At 66.6% G+C, this 18,862-nt stretch carries 18 protein-coding genes; 5 read left to right on the forward strand and 13 right to left on the reverse strand.

The genetic code is table 11. The annotated features are described in order from the left end of the window. Window positions 1–41 precede the first annotated feature (41 nt). Window positions 42–818 carry a cyclase family protein gene (locus HL671_RS03745; protein WP_172235641.1) on the reverse strand — a complete coding sequence of 259 codons (777 nt, stop codon included), beginning with the start codon at window positions 816–818 and terminating at the stop codon, window positions 42–44. A gap of 57 nt (window positions 819–875) precedes the next feature. Continuing rightward, a complete protein-coding gene (locus tag HL671_RS03750) occupies window positions 876–1,865 on the reverse strand; it encodes a fumarylacetoacetate hydrolase family protein (protein ID WP_172235757.1) in 990 nt (329 codons plus the stop codon). A 96-nt stretch (window positions 1,866–1,961) separates the two neighbouring features. Between HL671_RS03750 and HL671_RS03755 the strand changes: the two genes are divergently transcribed. The 5 genes from HL671_RS03755 to HL671_RS03775 all read left to right on the forward strand — a co-directional run bounded on the left by HL671_RS03755 (window position 1,962) and on the right by HL671_RS03775 (window position 6,164). Continuing rightward, entirely contained in the window at window positions 1,962–2,897 is a 936-nt protein-coding gene (locus HL671_RS03755) for an ABC transporter substrate-binding protein (protein WP_172235642.1), read from the forward strand. Beyond that, complete coding sequence (locus HL671_RS03760; RefSeq protein ID WP_172235643.1) at window positions 2,897–3,604, forward strand: GntR family transcriptional regulator; 708 nt, start codon at window positions 2,897–2,899, stop codon at window positions 3,602–3,604. Before HL671_RS03755 ends, HL671_RS03760 begins: the two co-directional genes overlap by 1 nt. Window positions 3,605–3,832: 228 nt before the next feature. Further along, window positions 3,833–4,636, forward strand: a complete 804-nt coding sequence (locus HL671_RS03765) for an ABC transporter ATP-binding protein (protein WP_172235644.1) — start codon at window positions 3,833–3,835, stop codon at window positions 4,634–4,636. Continuing rightward, entirely contained in the window at window positions 4,633–5,400 is a 768-nt protein-coding gene (locus HL671_RS03770) for an ABC transporter permease (protein ID WP_172235645.1), read from the forward strand. Before HL671_RS03765 ends, HL671_RS03770 begins: the two co-directional genes overlap by 4 nt. Continuing rightward, window positions 5,397–6,164, forward strand: a complete 768-nt coding sequence (locus HL671_RS03775; protein ID WP_012045875.1) for an ABC transporter permease — start codon at window positions 5,397–5,399, stop codon at window positions 6,162–6,164. Before HL671_RS03770 ends, HL671_RS03775 begins: the two co-directional genes overlap by 4 nt. A 6-nt stretch (window positions 6,165–6,170) precedes the next feature. On the opposite strand, the gene HL671_RS03780 is transcribed toward HL671_RS03775, so the two are convergent. The 11 genes from HL671_RS03780 to HL671_RS03830 all read right to left on the reverse strand — a co-directional run bounded on the left by HL671_RS03780 (window position 6,171) and on the right by HL671_RS03830 (window position 18,718). Beyond that, a complete protein-coding gene (locus tag HL671_RS03780) occupies window positions 6,171–7,550 on the reverse strand; it encodes an FAD-dependent oxidoreductase (RefSeq protein ID WP_172235646.1) in 1,380 nt (459 codons plus the stop codon). 235 nt (window positions 7,551–7,785) lie between these two features. Further along, the gene (locus tag HL671_RS03785; protein ID WP_172235647.1) at window positions 7,786–8,400 is read right to left on the reverse strand and encodes a cysteine hydrolase family protein; all 615 of its coding nucleotides are present in this window, start codon (window positions 8,398–8,400) and stop codon (window positions 7,786–7,788) included. Beyond that, window positions 8,397–10,454: a hydantoinase/oxoprolinase family protein gene (locus HL671_RS03790; RefSeq protein ID WP_172235648.1), complete on the reverse strand. Its 2,058-nt coding sequence runs from the start codon at window positions 10,452–10,454 to the stop codon at window positions 8,397–8,399. The genes HL671_RS03785 and HL671_RS03790 overlap by 4 nt, the downstream gene beginning before the upstream one ends. Next, on the reverse strand, window positions 10,451–12,184 hold the full coding sequence (locus tag HL671_RS03795) for a hydantoinase B/oxoprolinase family protein (RefSeq protein WP_172235649.1): 1,734 nt from the start codon (window positions 12,182–12,184) through the stop codon (window positions 10,451–10,453). The genes HL671_RS03790 and HL671_RS03795 overlap by 4 nt, the downstream gene beginning before the upstream one ends. Further along, window positions 12,181–13,059, reverse strand: coding sequence for an isocitrate lyase/PEP mutase family protein (locus HL671_RS03800; protein WP_012045880.1), 879 nt, complete (start codon window positions 13,057–13,059; stop codon window positions 12,181–12,183). Before HL671_RS03800 ends, HL671_RS03795 begins: the two co-directional genes overlap by 4 nt. Before the next feature lie 40 nt (window positions 13,060–13,099). Beyond that, complete coding sequence (locus tag HL671_RS03805; RefSeq protein ID WP_012045881.1) at window positions 13,100–13,801, reverse strand: ABC transporter ATP-binding protein; 702 nt, start codon at window positions 13,799–13,801, stop codon at window positions 13,100–13,102. Next, complete coding sequence (locus HL671_RS03810) at window positions 13,794–14,537, reverse strand: ABC transporter ATP-binding protein (RefSeq protein WP_041750935.1); 744 nt, start codon at window positions 14,535–14,537, stop codon at window positions 13,794–13,796. The genes HL671_RS03805 and HL671_RS03810 overlap by 8 nt, the downstream gene beginning before the upstream one ends. Beyond that, window positions 14,537–15,508 (reverse strand): branched-chain amino acid ABC transporter permease, encoded by a 972-nt coding sequence (locus tag HL671_RS03815; protein ID WP_012045883.1) that lies wholly within the window; start codon window positions 15,506–15,508, stop codon window positions 14,537–14,539. The genes HL671_RS03810 and HL671_RS03815 overlap by 1 nt, the downstream gene beginning before the upstream one ends. Continuing rightward, the gene (locus HL671_RS03820) at window positions 15,505–16,377 is read right to left on the reverse strand and encodes a branched-chain amino acid ABC transporter permease (protein WP_012045884.1); all 873 of its coding nucleotides are present in this window, start codon (window positions 16,375–16,377) and stop codon (window positions 15,505–15,507) included. The genes HL671_RS03815 and HL671_RS03820 overlap by 4 nt, the downstream gene beginning before the upstream one ends. Window positions 16,378–16,673: 296 nt before the next feature. After that, window positions 16,674–17,897: an ABC transporter substrate-binding protein gene (locus HL671_RS03825; RefSeq protein ID WP_012045885.1), complete on the reverse strand. Its 1,224-nt coding sequence runs from the start codon at window positions 17,895–17,897 to the stop codon at window positions 16,674–16,676. Then, window positions 17,894–18,718 carry a GntR family transcriptional regulator gene (locus HL671_RS03830; RefSeq protein ID WP_012045886.1) on the reverse strand — a complete coding sequence of 275 codons (825 nt, stop codon included), beginning with the start codon at window positions 18,716–18,718 and terminating at the stop codon, window positions 17,894–17,896. Before HL671_RS03830 ends, HL671_RS03825 begins: the two co-directional genes overlap by 4 nt. Between the last annotated feature and the right edge of the window lie 144 nt (window positions 18,719–18,862).

Genomic DNA, 18,862 nt, shown 5'->3' on the forward strand with positions numbered 1-18,862 from the left:
TCAGTAACCTGCGGCGCGCACTCACTCAGCGCCAACCCACCTCACGCATCAATGATCGCCACCGCCCGCGTCCAGCCGGCGGACGCCCGCTCGATCTTCACCGGGAAGCACGACACGGTGAAGCCGGTCGATGGCAGCTGCTCCAGATTATGCAGCTTCTCAAGGTGGCAATAGCCGATGTGGCGGCCGGCTTTGTGGCCTTCCCAGATGATGCTGGCGTCGTGGGTCTCGGCATAGGTCTTGGCCGTGAACACGAACGGCGCATCCCAGCTCCAGCCATCGGTGCCGGTGAGACGAACGCCGCGCTCGAGCAGATACATCGTCGCCTCATAGCCCATGCCGCAGCCTGAATTGACGTAATTGGCCTGGCCGTAGCGCGCGCCCGCGGCGGTGTTGACGACGACGATTTCGAGCGGCGACAGCGTGTGCCCGATCCGCTTCAGCTCCTCCTCGACATCCTTCGCGGTCGCCACATAGCCGTCGGGGAAGTGCCGGAAGTCGAGCTTCACGCCCGGCTGCAGGCACCATTCCAACGGCACCTCGTCGATGGTCCAGGCGCGCTCGCCCCGGTTCATGGTGGGATGGAAGTGCCAGGGGGCATCGAGATGCGTGCCGTTATGGGTTGAGAGGTTGACCTGCTCGACCGCCCATCCCTGCCCGTCCGGCAGATCCTCGGCCTTCAACCCGTCGAAGAATTGCAGCATGCGCGGCAGGCCCTGCTGGTGGTCGATATAGGTGATTGTCGGATGCGTTCCCGGCGGATCGGCCGGGACATCGTTCTGCAGCGGCACGGAAATGTCGATCAGCTTGCGGGCCATGGGCGGTCCTCTCCCGTTGTTGTTGTCGTGGTCGGCACGATGCATCGTGATGGCAGGTCAGACGTCCTGCCGCTCGACCCTGTTCTTCAGTACACCTATTTTCTCGACCTCCAGCTCGATCACGTCGCCATGCTCGAGATACCAGCCGAGCTCGAGGCCACAACCATTGCCGACAGTGCCCGAGCCGATGAACTCGCCCGGCATCAACGTCTCGTCCTTGCTGATATAGGCGATCAGCTCCTCGAACGAGAACAGCATGCCCTCGCTGACGCCGCGCGAGCGCACCTCGCCATTGACGCGCGCCTCCATCCTGAGGCGGTAGGGATCGCCGATCTCGTCCGGCGTCACGATCCACGGTCCCATGACGTTGCCGCCATCGAAGCTTTTGCCCTTGGAAGGGCCGAGCCGCCCCTCCATTTCGACGCGCTGGGTGTCGCGTGCGGAAAAATCGTTGAAGATGGTGAAGCCGAAAATGTGGTCGCGCGCCTTCGCCGCCGGAATATTCTTGCCCCGGCCCCTGGTGATGATGCCGAACTCCAGCTCATAGTCCATCACCTTGCTGTAGCGCGGCCATGTCACAGTCGTGTTGGGGCCGCGCACGCTGAAGCGGTTGGTGATGTAGAAGATCGGCACCTTGCGATAGACGTCCGGCAACTCTCCCAGCGGCTCCGCATCGATGCGCGCGAGTTCGTCCGCATCGCCGCGCTGGCGCGCCGCAAGCTTCAACTGGCCGCGCGGCGCCTGCAGGATGTGCAGCGGGAACGACATGCCGTCGCGCATCTGCCGCGGCTCCGGCACCGGCGCGAGAAGCTCGGTGCTGGCGACGTCGCGCGACAGGCTCTCATCATTGCCATACCGCTCGACCAGCGCGCGTGCGGCATCGAGCCCGCCCTCACCGGCATCGATCAGCGACAGCATCGAAGCGAAGGCCGGATTGGCCGTTCCGGTCCGCCCGGCGACCGCGGCGAGATCAAAGAGCTTGGTATCGCCGGCATGGACCACGCCGATCCGCTCCCCGCCCTCGGTTCGAAATGTCGCAAGTTTCACGCCGGCCTCCCCTTGTGTTCTATCTGAAAATATACAAACATAGAAAATATCGATAAACAAGAGGCGTTCGAATGGACGCCCGGGGAGGAGTCAACAATGCGTCATCGGCTCACGGGTGCTGTTGTCGGCTCGGTGCTGACCGCGTTCGCACTGACATCAGCGGCACTTGCCGAGAAGATCCAGATCGGCTGCACGGCCACTTCGGACTGCGCATCGGCGATGATCGCGGTCGACGAGGGCATCTTCAAGAAGCATGGGCTCGACGCCGAGATGGTGCTGATCGGGATCAATTCGAACATCCCCGCTGCCATCCTGTCCAACTCGATCCAGATCGGCGGGCCGACCTCCACGGTCTTCCTGCAGGCCGCCGATGGCGGGCTCGACCTCGTCGCGGTGTCCGGCGCGTCGATCATGAACAAGACCTCCAACGACGCCATCGCCGCCTTCGTGCGCAACGGCATCACCATCAACAGCCCGCAGGACTTCAAGGGCAGGAAAGTCGGCGCGCCCGGCATCGGCGCCTTCCTGCACGTGCTGTTCGTGAAATGGCTGGTGGAGAAAGGCGTCGACCCCAAGAGCGTCAACTTCGTCGAGGTCACATTCCCGACCATGGCCGACACGATCAAGTCGGGCGGTGTCGACGCCGTGCTGACCGCCGAACCGTTCGTGATGCGCATGAGCAACGCCAATCTCGGCACCGTCGGCGCGCGTTACGCGGCCGAGCTTGCCCGCACCGAGCCGATCATCTTCTACGCAGCGTCGCGCGAATGGGCCGAGAAAAACCCAGCGACGGTGAAGAAATTCCGCGCGGCCATCGCCGAGGCGGCGCCGATCGTCAACAATGATCGTGACAAAGCCTCGGCCGCAATCGCCAAGTTCACCAAGCAGCCGCTCGATCTGGTCAAGCTGACGGCGCCCAATCAGTCCGAGCCGGTGCTGAAGCCCGAACAGCTCGCCTGGTGGATCGACGTGATGTCGGCGCAGAAGATGCTGCAGACCAAGCTCGACCTCAAGAAGCTGATCCTCGACTGATGACGGCACAAAGCCCGATCCTCCAGACCGAGCCGCCGAGCGGCGACACGCTCAGCGAGCGCGCCGCCGCGCTGATCGAGCGCGATATCGTCGCCGGCGTCCTCGCCCCCGGCTCGCGGCTTGGGATCGTCGAGCTTGCCAAGCGCTACGAGATCGGGCCGACGCCGCTGCGCGAGGGACTGTCGCGGCTGGTGTCGCGCGGCCTGATCGTCGGCATCGGGCAGCGCGGCTTTCGCGTCGCCGAGGTCAGCCGTGACGATCTCGTCGACATCACACGGATGCGCACGGTGGTCGAGAAGGAGGCGCTGCGGCTGGCGATGCTGAATGGTGGCGACCCATGGGAGGCCAGCATCGTCGCCGCGCTGCATCAGATGCGCCGCTACATCCAGCGCATGCAGAGCGAGTTTCGCGAAGGTGCGCCGGAGTTCGACCGGTTGCATAAGGCATTTCACACCGCGCTGCTGTCCGCCTGCGGCTCGCGCCGCCTGCTCGCGGCGCATTCCGATCTCTACGACCAGGCCTACCGCTACCGTCGCGTCATGATGCGCAGCTTCGACGATGGCCGCGGCTTCATCCGGGAGCACGAGGCGCTCGCCGACCTCGTGCTCGCGCGCGATGCCGCCGCCGCGCAGGCGCGGCTCGAGGCCCACCTGCGCTCCACTGTCGCTATCGTCTATCCTGATCCAAAGCAGGGCCGCCGCAAATGACACAGCGCTCAGCTCGGGGCCTCATGGTTCTCAAGGCGATGCGAGAGCATTGTCGGAACGCGCCGCAAGCGGCGCTCCTCACCATGAGGGGCTCAGTTCTCGCAGTACAGTCAGTCCTCGTCCTGAGGAGCCCGCCGGAGGCGGGCGTCTCGAAAGACGCTGGCGGCCGCACTGCGTACCCCACCGCCAGTCGCATGCGATCATTCCACCGACCGAAGGGAGACTAAGATGGCAGAGCCTGCTCTCGCTTTGGTGCAATCGTCTCCCGCGCCTGCGCGCGCGCAGATCGCGTTCGACAAGGTCGCGCTGGTGCTCGGCGGCAAGGCCATCATCGACACCATCAGCCTCGAGGTCGCGGCCGGCGAGATCCTGTGCGTGGTCGGCGCTTCCGGCTGCGGCAAGACGACGGCCCTGCGGCTCGCCGCCGGCCTCTATCAGCCGACCGGCGGCGCAGTGCGCTTCGAGGGCGAGGTCATGCGCGCTCCCCGGCGCGAGATCGCCGTCGTGTTCCAGGATTACGGCAAGGCGCTGCTGCCGTGGCGCACGGCGGCCGGCAACGTCTCGCTGGCGCTGGAGACGATCGGCATGCCCTCGGCGCAGCGCGCGGCGCGCATCGCCGAGCTGCTGGCCAAGGTGGGGCTCGCCGGCCATGCGGCGAAGTATCCGACGGAGATGTCCGGTGGCATGCAGCAGCGGCTGCAGATCGCGCGCTGCCTCGCGCAAGACCCCAAGGTGCTGCTGATGGACGAGCCGTTCGGCGCGCTGGATGCGATGACACGGCAGGGATTGCAGGACGAAATGCTGGCGCTGGTCGCGTCGACCGGCGCCACGGTCGTGTTCGTGACGCATGATCTCGAAGAGGCGATCTATCTCGGCGACCGGGTCGTGGGGCTGTTGCCGCATCCTGGCCGCGTCGGCCTGGAGCTGACAATCGACCTGCCGCGGCCGCGCGATCAATTGGCGACGCGGGAGCATCCGGAATTCCTGCGGCTGCGGCGTGCGCTGTTCGACTTCATCAAGGCGAGCGAATGAGCATGCGGGAGCGCATCAAGCCCCTGCTGTTGCCGATCGCGGCGCTGCTGGTCTTCGAGGCCTGGATGCGGCTCGCCGCCGTGCAAAGCGACTCGCTGGCGCCACCGAGCGCGATCGCGCTCGCGCTGGCGGGCGCGCTGGCCGACGGCTCGCTGCTCGCGGCGACGCGTGACACGCTGGCCTCGGCCTTCGCCGGGCTCGCGATCGGGGGCGCCATCGGCCTTGTGCTGGGCGTCGCGCTGGGGCTCTCGCACGTTCTCAGCCGGCTGATGGAAGTGACGATCGAAGCCATCCGGCCGATCCCGTCGGTGGCGCTGCTGCCGATCGCCCTGATCGCACTCGGCTTCGGCTATCGCATGGAGATCGCGATCGTGGCCTTCGCCTGCGTCTGGCCCGTGCTGATCGTGACGCGTGCCGCGGTCGGCGGCATCGAGCCGCGGCTGATCGAGGTGGCGCGCGTGCTGCGGCTGACGCAGCTCGATCGCATCAGGAAAATCGTGCTTCCCGCCGCCCTGCCCCGAATCGTCCTGGCGTTTCGGCTCGCCGCCGGCATCGCGCTGATCGTCGCGGTCACGGTGGAGATCGCGATCAACCCGCTCGGCCTCGGCGCCGGCATCATGACGGCGCAGCAGGCGCTGCGGCCGGACCTGATGCTGGCCTATCTGGTGTGGATCGGCGTGACCGGATTCGCGCTCAACGCCGCTTTGACGGCTGCGCAGCAGACGCTCTTCGGCCGCGCCGCATTGACGGATGACAACGCATGAGATGGTCCGTGATCGCCTGGCGTTGCGCCAGCTTCGTGGTCGCCGCCGGCGTCATCGCGCTGTGGCAGCTCGCGGCCGACCGACGCCTGATATCGCCGGTGTTCCTGCCCGGTCCCGACCGCGCCTGGGCGTCGCTGCTGCGCGGCTTCACGAGCGGCGATCTCCTGACCAAGCTCACGGGCACACTGACGCACATGGCCTATGGCTGGCTGCTGGCGTCGGTCGCCGGCATCGCGCTCGGCGCGATGATCGGCTCGTCGAAGGCGATGCGCATCTATGTCGCGCCGACGCTCGAGCTGCTGCGGCCGCTGCCGGTGTCGGCGATCATTCCGGTCGCGATCGCGGCGTTCGGCCTGAACCAAAGCATGGCGCTGTTCGTGATCGCGTTCGGCTCGCTGTGGCCGATGCTGCTCGGAACCATCCACGGCTTCGCCGCGGTCGAGCCACGGCTCTATGAGGTCGCGCGGGTGCTGCACATGTCGCGGCTCGCCGTGATCTTCAAGATCGCGCTGCCATCAGCGGCCCCCGACATTCTCGCCGGCATGCGGCTCAGCCTGACGGTCGCGCTGATCCTCGCCGTCGTCTGCGAGATGCTCGCCGGCCTCGACGGCCTCGGCCAATGGGTGCTGCTGTCGGCCCGCGCGTTCCGCTCGGCCGACCTGTTCGCCGGCGTGATGCTGCTCGGTATCATCGGCTATATCACCGCGCTCGCGATGGGGGCGGCGGAGAGCCGGCTGTTGCGCTGGCAGGCCGCACGGCGGTGACTGAGCTCAGCGCGACAGCCCGGCGACACGGCCGAGCGCGACAGCGGTGAGCAGGCCGTTGCCGGAGAGATAGCCCGAGGCATCCGCGCCCGAGACGCCACAGGCGGCGCCGCCGGCGGCGAACAGATTGTCGATGACGCCGCCGTCCCTGCGCACGACGCGCGCGCGATCGTCGATGACGAGGCCGCCTTGGGTATGGAACAGCGCGCCGGTGACCTTGACCGCGCGATAGGAGGGCGCGAGCTGCGGCACGCCGGCGAAGCTACGGCCGAAGCGATCGACGCGCTGCTGCGCCTTGGCTTCACGCACCTCATCGCATGTCGCCGTCAGCACATCGGCCGGCACGCGCATCGCCGCTGCAAGGCTCGCGACATTATCGGCTTCGAGCACTGCGCCATGCGCGAGCGCGTTGCGAAAATCCTCGAACTGCGCGGCGATGCCGGCGATGCGCGCATCGAAAATGGTCCAGGCGACGCCGTCCGGCTGCGCCAGCACGTTCGCCGCCTGCTCCGAATAGCCGGAGGCCTCGTTGGAGAAGCGCTCTCCCCTCGCATTCACCTGGAAGCCGCCTTCGGTGATGGTCGCCCAACTGATGAGGATGCCGGCGGGATGCGCCACGGAGCCGTGGCCCTGATGGCCGCCGAGATCGCGCGTCGCCGCGCCGAGCTGCTCGCCCCAGACCAGCGCATCGCCCTGGTTGCCGACATGGCCGAAATAGGTGGCCGAGGCCATGTCCGGGATGTGCCGCGCGACCAGCGCCGGATTGCCGCCATAGCCGCTGCAGGCGAGGATCAGGCGGCCGCAGCCGATCTCGTCCGTCGTGCCGTCGGGCCGGACGAAACGCACCCCGATGATCCGCTGCGTGGGATCGACCAGCAAGGTCGTCGCATGCGCCGCGCAGAGAATATCGATGCCGGCCGCTTCGGCGGCCGTGCGCAGCCTGTCGATCAGCTCGCGCCCGGCGCGGCTCGGCAGGCCGTGCATGCGATAGCGCGAATGTCCGGGATAGGAGAAATTGTCGACCAGCGAGAATGGCAGCTGATGCCGGTCGGCGAGCCATTCGAGCGTCGGGCCGATGGTGGTGGTGACGAGCTGCACCAGCGCAGGGTCCGGCTCATCATGCGCCTTGTGCAGGATATCCGCGGCGAAGCGCGCCGGACTGTCGTCGATGCCAAGCGCCGCCTGCCAGCGCGTACCGGCTGCTGGTATCAAGCCGGCCGACAGCGCCGTCGACCCCTGCGGCACGGCATCGCGCTCCAACACCAGCACGCTCTCGCCCTGCTCGATCGCCGACAACGCCGCAACGAGCCCCGCGGCGCCGGCACCGATGATCAGGCAGTCGACCGCGAGTTCTTGCCTGCGATCGATGATGTCGATCGCACTCATGTGCGCCCCTCACCACGCCCGCGGCCGTCCTTCGAGACGCTCGCCTGCGGCGAGCTCCTCAGGACGAGGACCATGGTGGCGGCAAGACTGTCGCTGTCACCCCTCTCCATGAACACGCCTCTTGGCGTGTTCATGGTTCGGTGTGCAGTGCCGCCTCGGCTTTTGACCCCCATGGTGATGAGCGCCTTCTTAGGTGCGTCTCGAACCATGAGGCCCCAACAGGCTGCGCGTGTTCTCATGACGCCGCGAGCTCCGACATGGCCTCCGCGATCGAAGCCACCCGGCACACAGGCCTCAACGCCGCGATCGCGGTCGCATGCGTTTCCGCGGTGAACGCCGCGCAGCCGTCCTCCAGCACCACCGTCTCGACGTCACGGATATGCGCATCACGCACTGTCGAGGCGACGCCGCCATTGGTGACGATGCCGGCGACGTAGAGCTTTTCGATGCGGCACTTGCGCAGCACCCATTCCAGCCGGGTCATGTAGAACGCCGAATAGGCGATCTTCTCGATCGTGAGGTCGGCCGGCTGCAGCAGGTCGACCAGTTGATGGCCCCACGCGCCGGGCAGGAAATCGCCCTTGGCGAGGAACGGCCGCAGCTGCTTCAGATGCGGCGAGATCAGGGGCTCGCCGCCCTTGCCCGGCACCAGGGTGAACTGCGTCGAGATGACGAAGCCACCTTTGCTCCGCATCAGATCGGCGAACGGCTTGATCCGTGGCGGCAGCGCCGCGATATCAGCCGCCGTCTGTCCGGCGCGGCCATAGGCGCCTTTGGGATCGAGGAAGTCGTTCTGCAGATCGACGATCAAGAGCGCGCTCTGCGCGGCCGGGATGGGGTGATCGCTCATATCAGCTCCACGATGACGTTGCCGAACGCATCCACCCGCGCCTGGAAGCCGGGCGCGATCACCGTCGTCGCATCCGGCTGCTCCAGGATCGCGGGTCCTGCGATGTCGCTGCCGACCGGCAGATCGAGCCGCGCATAGATCGCGGTAGCCCACCATTTGCCGTCGAACCAGACCTCGCGGCTGCCGCGCCGCGCCTTGCCGAGATCGGCGTTGTCATCCGGCGCCAGCGCCGAGAGGTCGAAGCGCGGCCGCACGCCGATCGCGGCGGTACGCAGGTTGACGATCTTGATCGGCACGCCCGGCAACAGCCGGCTGAAGCTCTTCTGATAGGCGGTTTCGAACGCCTTGCGCACGTCCTCGACCGTCAGCGCGATGGCACCGTCGCGGATCTCCGCCGGCAGGGTGGCGCGAATGGTGTGGGTCTGTCCGACATAATGCATGTCGAGCTCGAACAGCGTGTCGATGCGCTCGACCGCGAGCCGCGCATCCTTCACCGCGGCCTGCGCATGCTCGGCCTCGGACAGCATCCAGCCCGTCAACGCCGCGATGTCGAGACCGTCGACGAACATGTTGAGCGTCTGCACCTGATCGTGGCGGATGTCGGCGATGACGCAGCCGAGCGCCGAGGTGACGCCGGGATAGCGCGGCACCAAAGCCGCTTTCAGCCCGACATCCTTGATCAGCGCCGAGACGTGCAGCGCGCCGCCGCCGCCGAACGGCACCGCCGCGAAGCGCGCCGGATCATGGCCGCGCTCGATCGACATCAGCCGGATCGCACCCGCCATCTTGCTGTCGGCGATCCGCACGATCGCCTCCGCCGCCTCCATCACGCCGAGGCCCAAAGGCTCGCCGACATGGCGCGCGATGGCACGCTTGGAAGCCTCGACGTCGAGCGCCTTCAGCTTGCCGCCGATCGGCCTCTCCGCATTGATGCGGCCGAGCACGACATTGGCATCGGTCAGCGTCGGCCGCTCATTGCCGCCGCCATAACACACCGGGCCGGGCCGCGAGCCTGCGCTCTCCGGGCCGACCTGCAAAAGGCCGCCGGCATCGACATGCGCGATCGAGCCGCCGCCGGCGCCGATCGTGGTGATCTCGATCATCGGCGTGCGTACGACCAGGCCGAAATCGATCGTGGTCTGCGCCGCCAGCGAGGTCGCGCCATCCACGACCAGCGACACGTCGAACGAGGTGCCGCCGAGATCGCCGGTGATGACGTTGGGGAAGCCGGCGGCTTTCGCGATTTCGGCCGCGGCGATCACGCCGGCCGCCGGGCCCGACAGCGCAGTGCGGATCGGGAAGCGCCGCGCGGCGTCCGTCGACATCACCCCGCCATTGGATTGCACGATGTGGAAGCGGCCGTCAAAGGCCTCGCCTGCCAGCGCATTCTGCAGCTTCTGCAGATACGAGCCGACCACCGGCTGCAGATAGGCGTTGAGCGCGGTCGTCGAGGTCCGCTCGAACTCGCGAATTTCGGGCAGGATCTGGCTCGAGCAGGCGACATTGTCGTTCGGCCAGATCGCCTGCACGGCCTCGAGCGCGCGGCGCTCATTCTCGGGATTGGCGAAGGCGTTGATGAACACGATCGCGAGCGCCTGCGCGCCTTTGGCCAGCAGTTCGCGCGCGGTCGCCGCCACCTGCGCCACATCGACAGCGGTGCGAATGGTGCCGTCGGACAGCACGCGCTCGTCGACCTCGGCGCGCATGTCGCGCTCGACGACCGGAATGAAATCGCCCCACAGGCCCCAAGTGTTGCGGCGGTCGCGCCGGCGCATCTCGAGCACGTCGCGGAAGCCACGCGTGGTGATCAGGCCGATGCGCGCGCCCTTGCGCTCCAAGAGCGCATTGGTGCCGACGGTGGTGCCATGCACGATCGAGGTGAGATGCGAGACCGCGCCGAAGCCTTGCAGACCTTCGAGGAAGCCTGTCGCCTCGTCGCCGCGGTTCGACGGCACCTTGTTGGTGCGGAAGGTCCGCTTTGCCTCGTCGAAATAGAACAGATCCGTGAACGTGCCGCCGACATCGACGCCGACGATGGTGCCGAGCCTGCTCATGCCGCACCTCCCGCGCGCAGCATGCGCGTGGCAGCTTCATCGACCACGCCATCCACTGCTACCGCGACCTTGTAGACATCGCGCGCCTGCGCCGGCGAGACGAAGCCGAGCGCGACGTCATGGGCGACCGCCGCGACGGGCCGTGCCTCTGGCGGTCCCCAACCGCCACCTCCGGGCGTTTCCAGCCGCACGCGCTTGCCCGCCTTCAGATGCAGATCCGTGATCTTGGAGACCATCGGCGGGTTCGCCTCGCCATCATCCGTTTGCCAGGTGAAGCGATTGAGCGCGGCGCTGCCGCCACCGGCAACGCCGAACGGCGCCGCCTTGCCGCGCTCGCCGAGCAGCGCCACATCGGCATCGGCCAGCAGCTCGACCTCGTAGATCGCGCCAACGCCGCCGCGATGGGTGCCGGCGCCGGCGGAGTCCGGGCGCAGCGCCCATTGCGTAAACATCACAGGATAGGCCGCTTCCAGAATTTCGACTGGAGGAATGGTCGCCGTGGAGATCGGATTGTTGGCGTGGTTGAGGCCGTCGGTCGCCGGATTGCCGCCGAGGCCGCCGCCGAAGAACGAGAACATCACAAAACGGCTGTTATCCTTGCGATGGCCGGCGATCGACAGCGCATTGATGGTGCCGAACGGCGCGGCCGTGGCGCGCGACGGATCGGCCTTGGCGAGCGCGCCGAGCACGACGCCGATCAGGCGCAGGATGGTCTCGGTATAGCCCGCGACCGGCTTCGGCGGCCCCGCCGCCAGCAGCGAGCCGTCGGTAATCTCGAACGCGATCGGCCGGAGGCAGCCGGCATTGGCGGGCACCTCGGTGAACACATGCTTCAGTGCGACATAGCAGGCGGCGATCGTGGTCGAGCGCGAGATGTTGATCGGGCCCTTGCAGGCGCCGGACGAGCGGGTGAAGTCGAGCGTCATCGTGTCGCCGGCAATGGTGACGTCGAGCGCCACCGTCAGCGGTTCGTCGACGATGCCGTCATTGTCGAGCACGTCCTCGAACGAATAGGCGCCGTCGGGCAGCGAGGCGATGGCTGCGCGCATCAATGTCTCGGCGCGATCGGAGAACGCCTCGAAGGCGTCGGCCACCGTCCTATCGCCGTAGTCGTCGAGCAGCGCGCGCAGGCGCCCCTCGCCGAGATCGAGCGCGTTGAGCTGGCCGTTGAGGTCGCCCCAGTTCGACATCGGCACCCGTGAATTGGCTTCGATGATGCCGAGAATGTCGTGGTTCATCCGCCCCGCCGCGATCAGCTTCACCGGTGGAATGCGCATGCCTTCCTGAAAACTCTCGACCGCCTTCGGATTGTAGCCGCCGGCGACATTGCCGCCGATGTCGAGCCAGTGGCCGACCGAGGCGATCCAGCAAAAGACCTTGCCGTTGCGGAACACCGGACGCACCAGACGGAAGTCGTTGAGATGCGTGCCGCCGTCATAGGGATCGTTGAAGATGAAGGTGTCGCCCTCTTCGAGGCCGCCGTCCGCGGCGACCTTGGCGATGACCGCGCGCACGGCGAAGGCCATCGCGCCGACGAAGATCGGCAGGCCGCCCTGCCCCTGCACCAAGGTATCGCCGGTCGTGGCATGGTAGATGCCGTGGCAGGCGTCGCGCGCTTCAGCGATCGTCGGGTTGAAGGCCGAGCGATAGAGCGTCGCGTCCATCTCGTCGGCAATCTGCTCCAGCCGGCCCTTGAGCACGGCGAGCGTGATCGGATCCAGGGTCGTCATGCCCGCGCCTCCTCGTCGCTGGCCGCGTAGCGCGCGCCGTTGGCCAGGATGTCGGCGGTGCCGAGCATCGCGTTGAGCCCGGCGAAGTCGAGCATGCGGTCGGCGAACGGCTTGGTCGAGCCGGCCTGCGCCAGCGACTGGTAGTAGGCGCGCGCGGCGAAAGCGAGCGCGCGGACGATGCCGCCGGGGAAGATCACGAGCTTGAAGCCGAGCGCGCCGAGTTCGGACGCCGCATGGATCGGCGTCGAACCGCCTTCGACCATGTTGGCGAGCAGCGGCCGCTTCGAGGCTAACCGGCCGGCGATCGCCGACAATTGCTCGCTGCTCTTCGGCGCCTCGACGAACAGCACGTCGGCCCCCGCCTCGGCATAACGCTCGGCGCGCGCGATCGCCGCCTCCATGCCCTCGATCGCCAGCGCGTCGGTACGCGCGACGATCAAGGTGTCTGCAGACTGCCGCGCGTCGAGCGCCGCCTTGATCTTGCCGACCATCTCGCCGGTGCTGATGACCGTCTTGTCTGTGAGATGACCACAGCGCTTCGGCGTGGTCTGGTCCTCGAGCTGGATTGCTGACGCGCCCATGCGCTCGAACAGCCTGATCGTACGCTGCACGTTCAGCGCATTGCCGAAGCCGGTATCGGCGTCGACGACAACAGGCAGATCGACCCGGTCGCGGATCATGGCGATGGTGTCGGCGACCTCCATCATCGACACCAGCCCGATATCGGGACGGCCGAGCTTGGTATAGGCGATGCCGGCGCCGGTCAAATACAGCGCCTTGAAGCCGGCTTCGGCGGCGATGCTCGCGGTCAGCGCGTCATAGACGCCGGGCGCGATTGTCGTCTCGGCTGATGCCAGAGTGGATCTCAGGCTCATTGTGGTTTCCCTGCTCTTCTCAAGTTGACTGACGCGCCGGTCACAGACCGAGATAAGCGCGCTTCAGCTCGGCATTCGATTTCAGTTCGGAGGCCTGGCCGGAGAGCGTGATGAACCCGTTCTCCATGATGTAGGCCCGGCCGGCCAATTCGAGCGACTGCACGACGTTCTGCTCGACCAGCATGATGGCAAGGCCCGATGCGGCGAGCCGCGCGATCAGCGCGAACATCTCCTCCACCATCAGCGGAGACAGGCCGAGCGACGGCTCGTCGAGGATCAAGAGCTTCGGCTCGCCCATCAGGCCGCGGCCGATCGCCAGCATCTGCTGCTCGCCGCCGGACAGCGTGCCGGCATATTGCCGCGCCCGCTGCTTCAGCTTCGGAAAGATCTCATAGACCTGATCGACCTTTGCAGCGCGGCCGCGCCGCGGCCGGCAATAGGCACCGAGCTCGAGATTTTCGCGCACCGACAGATTCGGGAAGATCTTGCGCCCCTCAGGCACATGGATCAGTCCGGCGGTGACGATCTCGGGCGCGGCGGCGTGCTCCAGTGCCGCGCCGTTGAAACGGATCGTGCCTGATGTCGCCGGCACCACGCCCGACAGCACCTTGTTCAACGTCGTCTTGCCGACGCCGTTGGAGCCGAGCACGGCGACGACCTCGCCCGCGTTGACGTCGAGACTGACGCCACGCAGCACTTCCGTTCCGCCATAGCCGGCGCGGAGATCGCGGACCTCAAGCATGGGCCTGCTCCGCGCGCAGCCGCTCGGCGGCGCCATGGCCGAGATAGGCTTCGATCACCTGCGGATCCTCGCACACCGTCTTGGGCTCGCCCTGCGCGATCATCCGTCCTTGCGACAGCACATACACGGTATCGCAGAGATTCATCACCGCCTGCATGATGTGCTCGATCATCAGGATGGTGACGCCCTGGTCGCGGATGTCGCGCACCAGCGGCAGCACGTCACGAATCTCCGAGGGGTTGAGGCCGGCCAGCACCTCGTCGAGCAGCAGCAGCTTCGGCTGCGTCGCCAGCGCGCGCGCCACCTCCAGCCGCTTGCGGCCGGCGACGGTGAGATCGGACGAGCCCTTGGTGAGATCAGCGCCAAGGCCGACGCGCTTGGCGATATCAGCAGCCTGCCGCATCGCCTCGCTGGCGTCAGGCGTGTGCAGATAGGCGCCAACCGCGATGTTCTCCTGCACGTTCAGGCCTTCGAACGGCTGCACGATCTGGAAGGTGCGCGCGATGCCCGCGCGCGCGCGCACGTGCGGCGCGAGCGCGGTGATGTCGCGTCCTTCATAGCTGACGGAGCCGCCGTCGGGCTGCAGGAAGCCCGCGATCATCGCAAACAGCGTCGTCTTGCCGGCGCCGTTCGGCCCGATCAGGCCGGTGATCGAGCCCTTGGCGACCGACAGCGACGCCTGGTCGACGGCGACGAGACCCGAGAAGCGCTTGGTGAGAGACTTGACCTCGAGCATCACGCCTCCTTCGCCTTCGCCGGCGCGCGCAGGCCGAGGCTCTTCATCAGCATGACCAGACCATTCGGCGAGAACGCCACCGACAGCACGAGGATGATTCCGAACACCAGGAGATCCATGCCAGGAATGCCGCCTGAGAGTCCCTTGGTCAGTTCGCCGAGCCCAAGCAGCACGATCGCGCCGATCAAGGGGCCGAGCACGGTGCCGGAGCCGCCGACGATGGCCGCGAACAACGCCTCGATCGAGATCCACGACCCGAAGGCGACATTGGCATCGATGAACAGATAGTTTTGCGCGTAGAGGCAGCCGGCCGCTGCGGTGAGCGCACCGGAGATCGCGATCGCCTTCATCTTGACCGCGAACACGTCGACGCCGAGCGCCTGCGCCGCCTGCTCGTTCTCGCGCAGCGCCACGAGATAGGCGCCGAAGCGCGAATGTTCCAGCCACCAGCTGACGACGAGGCCGATCGCAACGCAGCCGATGGTGATCAGCAGGAAGTAGCGGCGATCGGCGAATTGCAGGTAAGGCAGGCCCGTCTGCAGCTTCAGCAGGATGCCGGCGGCGCCGCCGGTGAAGTTCCAGCTGTTGGCGAGGATGCGCGCGACCTCGGCAAAGGCCAGCGTGATCAGCGCGAAGTACGAGCCTTTCAGGCCGGAGCGGAAGCTGAGGAAGCCGATGAACGCCCCGACCAGCGCACCAAGCGCGATGCCGATCACCAGCGCGATCCAAGCGTTGACGCCGAAACGGGTCTGCAGCACCGCCATCGCATAGGCGCCGGCGCCGAAGAACGCGGCGTGGCCGAACGACGACAGCCCGGCATAGCCGCCGAGGATGTTCCAGCCCTGCGCTGCCAGTGCAATGATCATCATGAAGATCATCAGGTTCAACAGCGCTCCGGACAGGCCGGCAAAAGCGATCACGGCCAGCGCGGCCACGATGATCGCGAGCGTCGCCAGGCGAGGCTTGGTCATGCGCGCGCTCCGAACAGGCCGGTCGGGCGCACCAGCAGGGTGACGATGAAGATCAGGAAGATGCCGATCTGGCCGAGGCTGTCGCCGAGAAAGAGACTCGAGGCGGCTTCTACGACACCGATCAGGAGGCCGCCGATCAGCGCGCCGGGGATCGAGCCCATGCCGCCGAGCACGACGATGGTGAAGGCCACCAGCACGAAGGCCGCGCCGGTCTTCGGGCTCACATAGAAGGACGGCATCAGGAGGCCCGCGGCGACGGCAAGGCAGGCGCAGCCGATCGCAAAGGTCATCGCATAGACATGCGGCACGCTGATGCCGACCAGGCTGGCGCCGAGTTTCTCTTTCGCCACGGCGCGGATCGCCTTGCCGATGTCGGTCTGGTGCAGCACCAGCCAGAGCAGAATCGTGGTGGCGATGGTGACGCCGAAGCCGACCACACGCGGGAACGACAAGAGCAACGGCCCGAGCTCGACGACGCGGAACGAATAGTCGGTGGTGATGGTGCGGGTGTCCGATTGGAACGCGGCGAGCAGCGCGTTCTCGATGATAATGGAGAGGCCGAGCGTCACCAGCAGGATGCCATTGTCCTTGCCATGGCTGGCGGGGCCGATGATGAAGCGCTGTAGGCCATAGCCGAGCGCGAACATGAGCGGCGCGACGACGAGGATGGCAAGATAGGGATCGAGCCCGTAGCGCGCGCAGACGAGCCACACCATGAACATCGCCACCGTCAGCAGCGCGCCGTGGGCAAAATTCACGATATGCAGCACGCCGTAGATCAAGGTGAGGCCAAGCGCGATCAAGGCATAGATCGCGCCCAGCATCAGCCCGTTCAACAGCGCCTCCACGACGATCTGGGGCGAGTACATCACATCCTCTGTTTCAGCAGACGCTGAGAGCGATCCGCTTGGTACGCGACCCATTCGCGCTTGCTCAATGCTCGCCTCTCCTCGCCTGCGGGGAGAGGCCGGATTGCACCGAAGATGCAATCCGGGTGAGGGGGACTCTCCACATGCACCGAACTCGCGGAGAGTCCCCCTCACCCCCTCTCCCCGCAAGCGGGGCGAGGGAGCGCACCGCTCGTGGTGCGAGCGCTCGATTCCAATGTTCGGTCACGCCGGATTGCAGTCGGTCGACCTTAGCCGACTTCACCTGCCCTGCCCGATCACCCGTTGATCGGGAACACCGGCTTGGCCTCAGCGTACTCGGCCGGGTAGATCACCTTGATATCCTTGCCCTGCACCTGCGTGTTCAGCGGCAACGCACTCGCATTCTGGCCCTTGGCGTCGAACTTGGTCTTGCCGTAGGGCATGATGCCGCTGTCGAACTCGTTCGCTGCCAGGGCCTCGATGATCTTGGCGCGATCGGCGCTGCCGGCCTTCTCGACGGCCTGGGCAAACACCTTCACCAACGAGTAGTTGATCGGCGTGTTGTAGGCGTAGAACTTGCCGGCCGCGGTCACGGTCTCGCGCAGCTTCGCGGTGATGGGGCTCTTCGGATCACCCCAATGGTTGCAGTCCATCACGCCCTGGGCGGCCTCGGGGAACTCGTTGACGAAGCGATAGCTGGAGGCAGCGCCGCCGAACACCGCGTAGATCCCCTTCGGACGCACACGCTGCTGTTGCAGGGTGCGGGCCATCAGCACAAACTCGTTGAAGTAATGCGACGGCACGATCAGATCGGGATTGAGCGCGCGCAGCCGCAGCACAACGTTGGTCATGTCGCGCGCCGGCGTCGGATGGGCGATGGTCTCGACGATCTGGAAGCCGAGCGGCGGCAGCTTCTCCTGCATGATCTTGGCAAGGCCCGAGCCGAACAGGCCGTCCTCATGCACGATCGCCACCGTCTTGATCGGCTTGCCGGCGTCGTCATTGAGCTTGACGAGGTTCTTCAGCGCGACCGCGGTGGCCATGCTGAAGTTCGGATTGAAGCGGAAGGTGTTCTTGAGGCCGCGCTCGGTGATCGTATCGGCCACCGCGCAATCGACCACGAACGGCAGATCGTAGCGCGCGGCGGTCTGCGTCGCGGTCAGCGCGATGCCTGAGGCAAAGCCGCCGAGCACGGCAGCGACGCCGGCCGATTGCAGCTCCTCGGTGGCCTGCGCGCCGGCCTCGGCATTGGAGCGGCTGTCGCCGACGACCAGTTCGAGCTTGGCGCCGCCCAGCGCCTTGATGCCGCCGGCGTCGTTGATCTCCTTGATCGCGAATTCGGCGCCGATCTTGGCGAGATCGCCGTCGAGCGCGAAGGCGCCGGAGATCGGCTGCAGCAGCCCGACCTTCACCGGCGCCGGCTCGGCGCGGAGCAGACCGGGCGCCGCCAGCATCGAGGTGAGCGCGACGCCGCTCTTGAGCACGGTGCGCCGTGACATGGACTTCGATATGCGCGTCATGACTTCCCCACTTTCCTGACTGGCGGCCGCCGGCGCGGGCGCTCCCTGCGGTACACCTCGGCGGTCGGGCTCCAGTGCCGGTGCCCTTCGTCGCCCGTCCGTTCGAGGTTCATCTGCAATGTGTAGCGATCCGGCCGATAGAGCGCCTGCAAATGCTCCATCGGCTGGCCGTCCTTGCCGTAAACCGTGCGACGCAAGGCCACGAGCGGCATGCCGACATCGATGTCGAGCGCCTTGGCCACGTCGGGACTCGACAACACCGCGCTGATCTCCTGCCGCGCGGAATCGCTGGTCAATCCCGAACGCTCGATCAGCTCCAGCAGCGGCACGCGCGCAAGATCCTCGCGCGAATAGCTTCTGCCGATGCGCTCCGGGACATGCGCGATGAGATAGGAGAACGGCACGCCATCGACGAGGCGGACGCGCACCGAGCGCTGCGACCGCTCGTCGGGTGCGAGCTGCAGCGCCTCGCGGATCTGGTCGGGCGGCGTGACATAGTCGAACGACAGCAGCCGCACATCGGTCGTGCGGCCCATCTCGATCAGATGCGCGAATATGTTGGCGACGTCGGCGAGCACCGTGCGCACCTTCGAGGCCGGACGATGCACGAAGGTGCCGAGCCCGCTCTTCTTCTGGATCAGGTCCTCTGACGCGAGCAAATCGAGCGCCTGGCGGATGGTGACACGGGAGACATTGTGCTCCTCGGCCAGCGCAAACTCGCCGGGCAGCCGCTCGCCGTCCGCAAGCTCGCCGGATGCGATCTTGTCCTTCAGCAGCAGGTAGATCCGTCGTGCCTTCAGTGGCTCGGACGCGGCGCGCAAGGCAGGGGCCCCAGTGATTTCGAGCTATCTTGCTTTCAATACATGAGGTGTATAGAAAATATGACAGCTTAGGTCAACTGGCTCGGCCGGCGCGATCTAAGCAAGGATCGAGCCATCCATCGAGCCATGGATCGAGCGCGGGGA

Source organism: Bradyrhizobium denitrificans (assembly GCF_013179005.1).
Lineage (GTDB): Bacteria > Pseudomonadota > Alphaproteobacteria > Rhizobiales > Xanthobacteraceae > Bradyrhizobium > Bradyrhizobium denitrificans.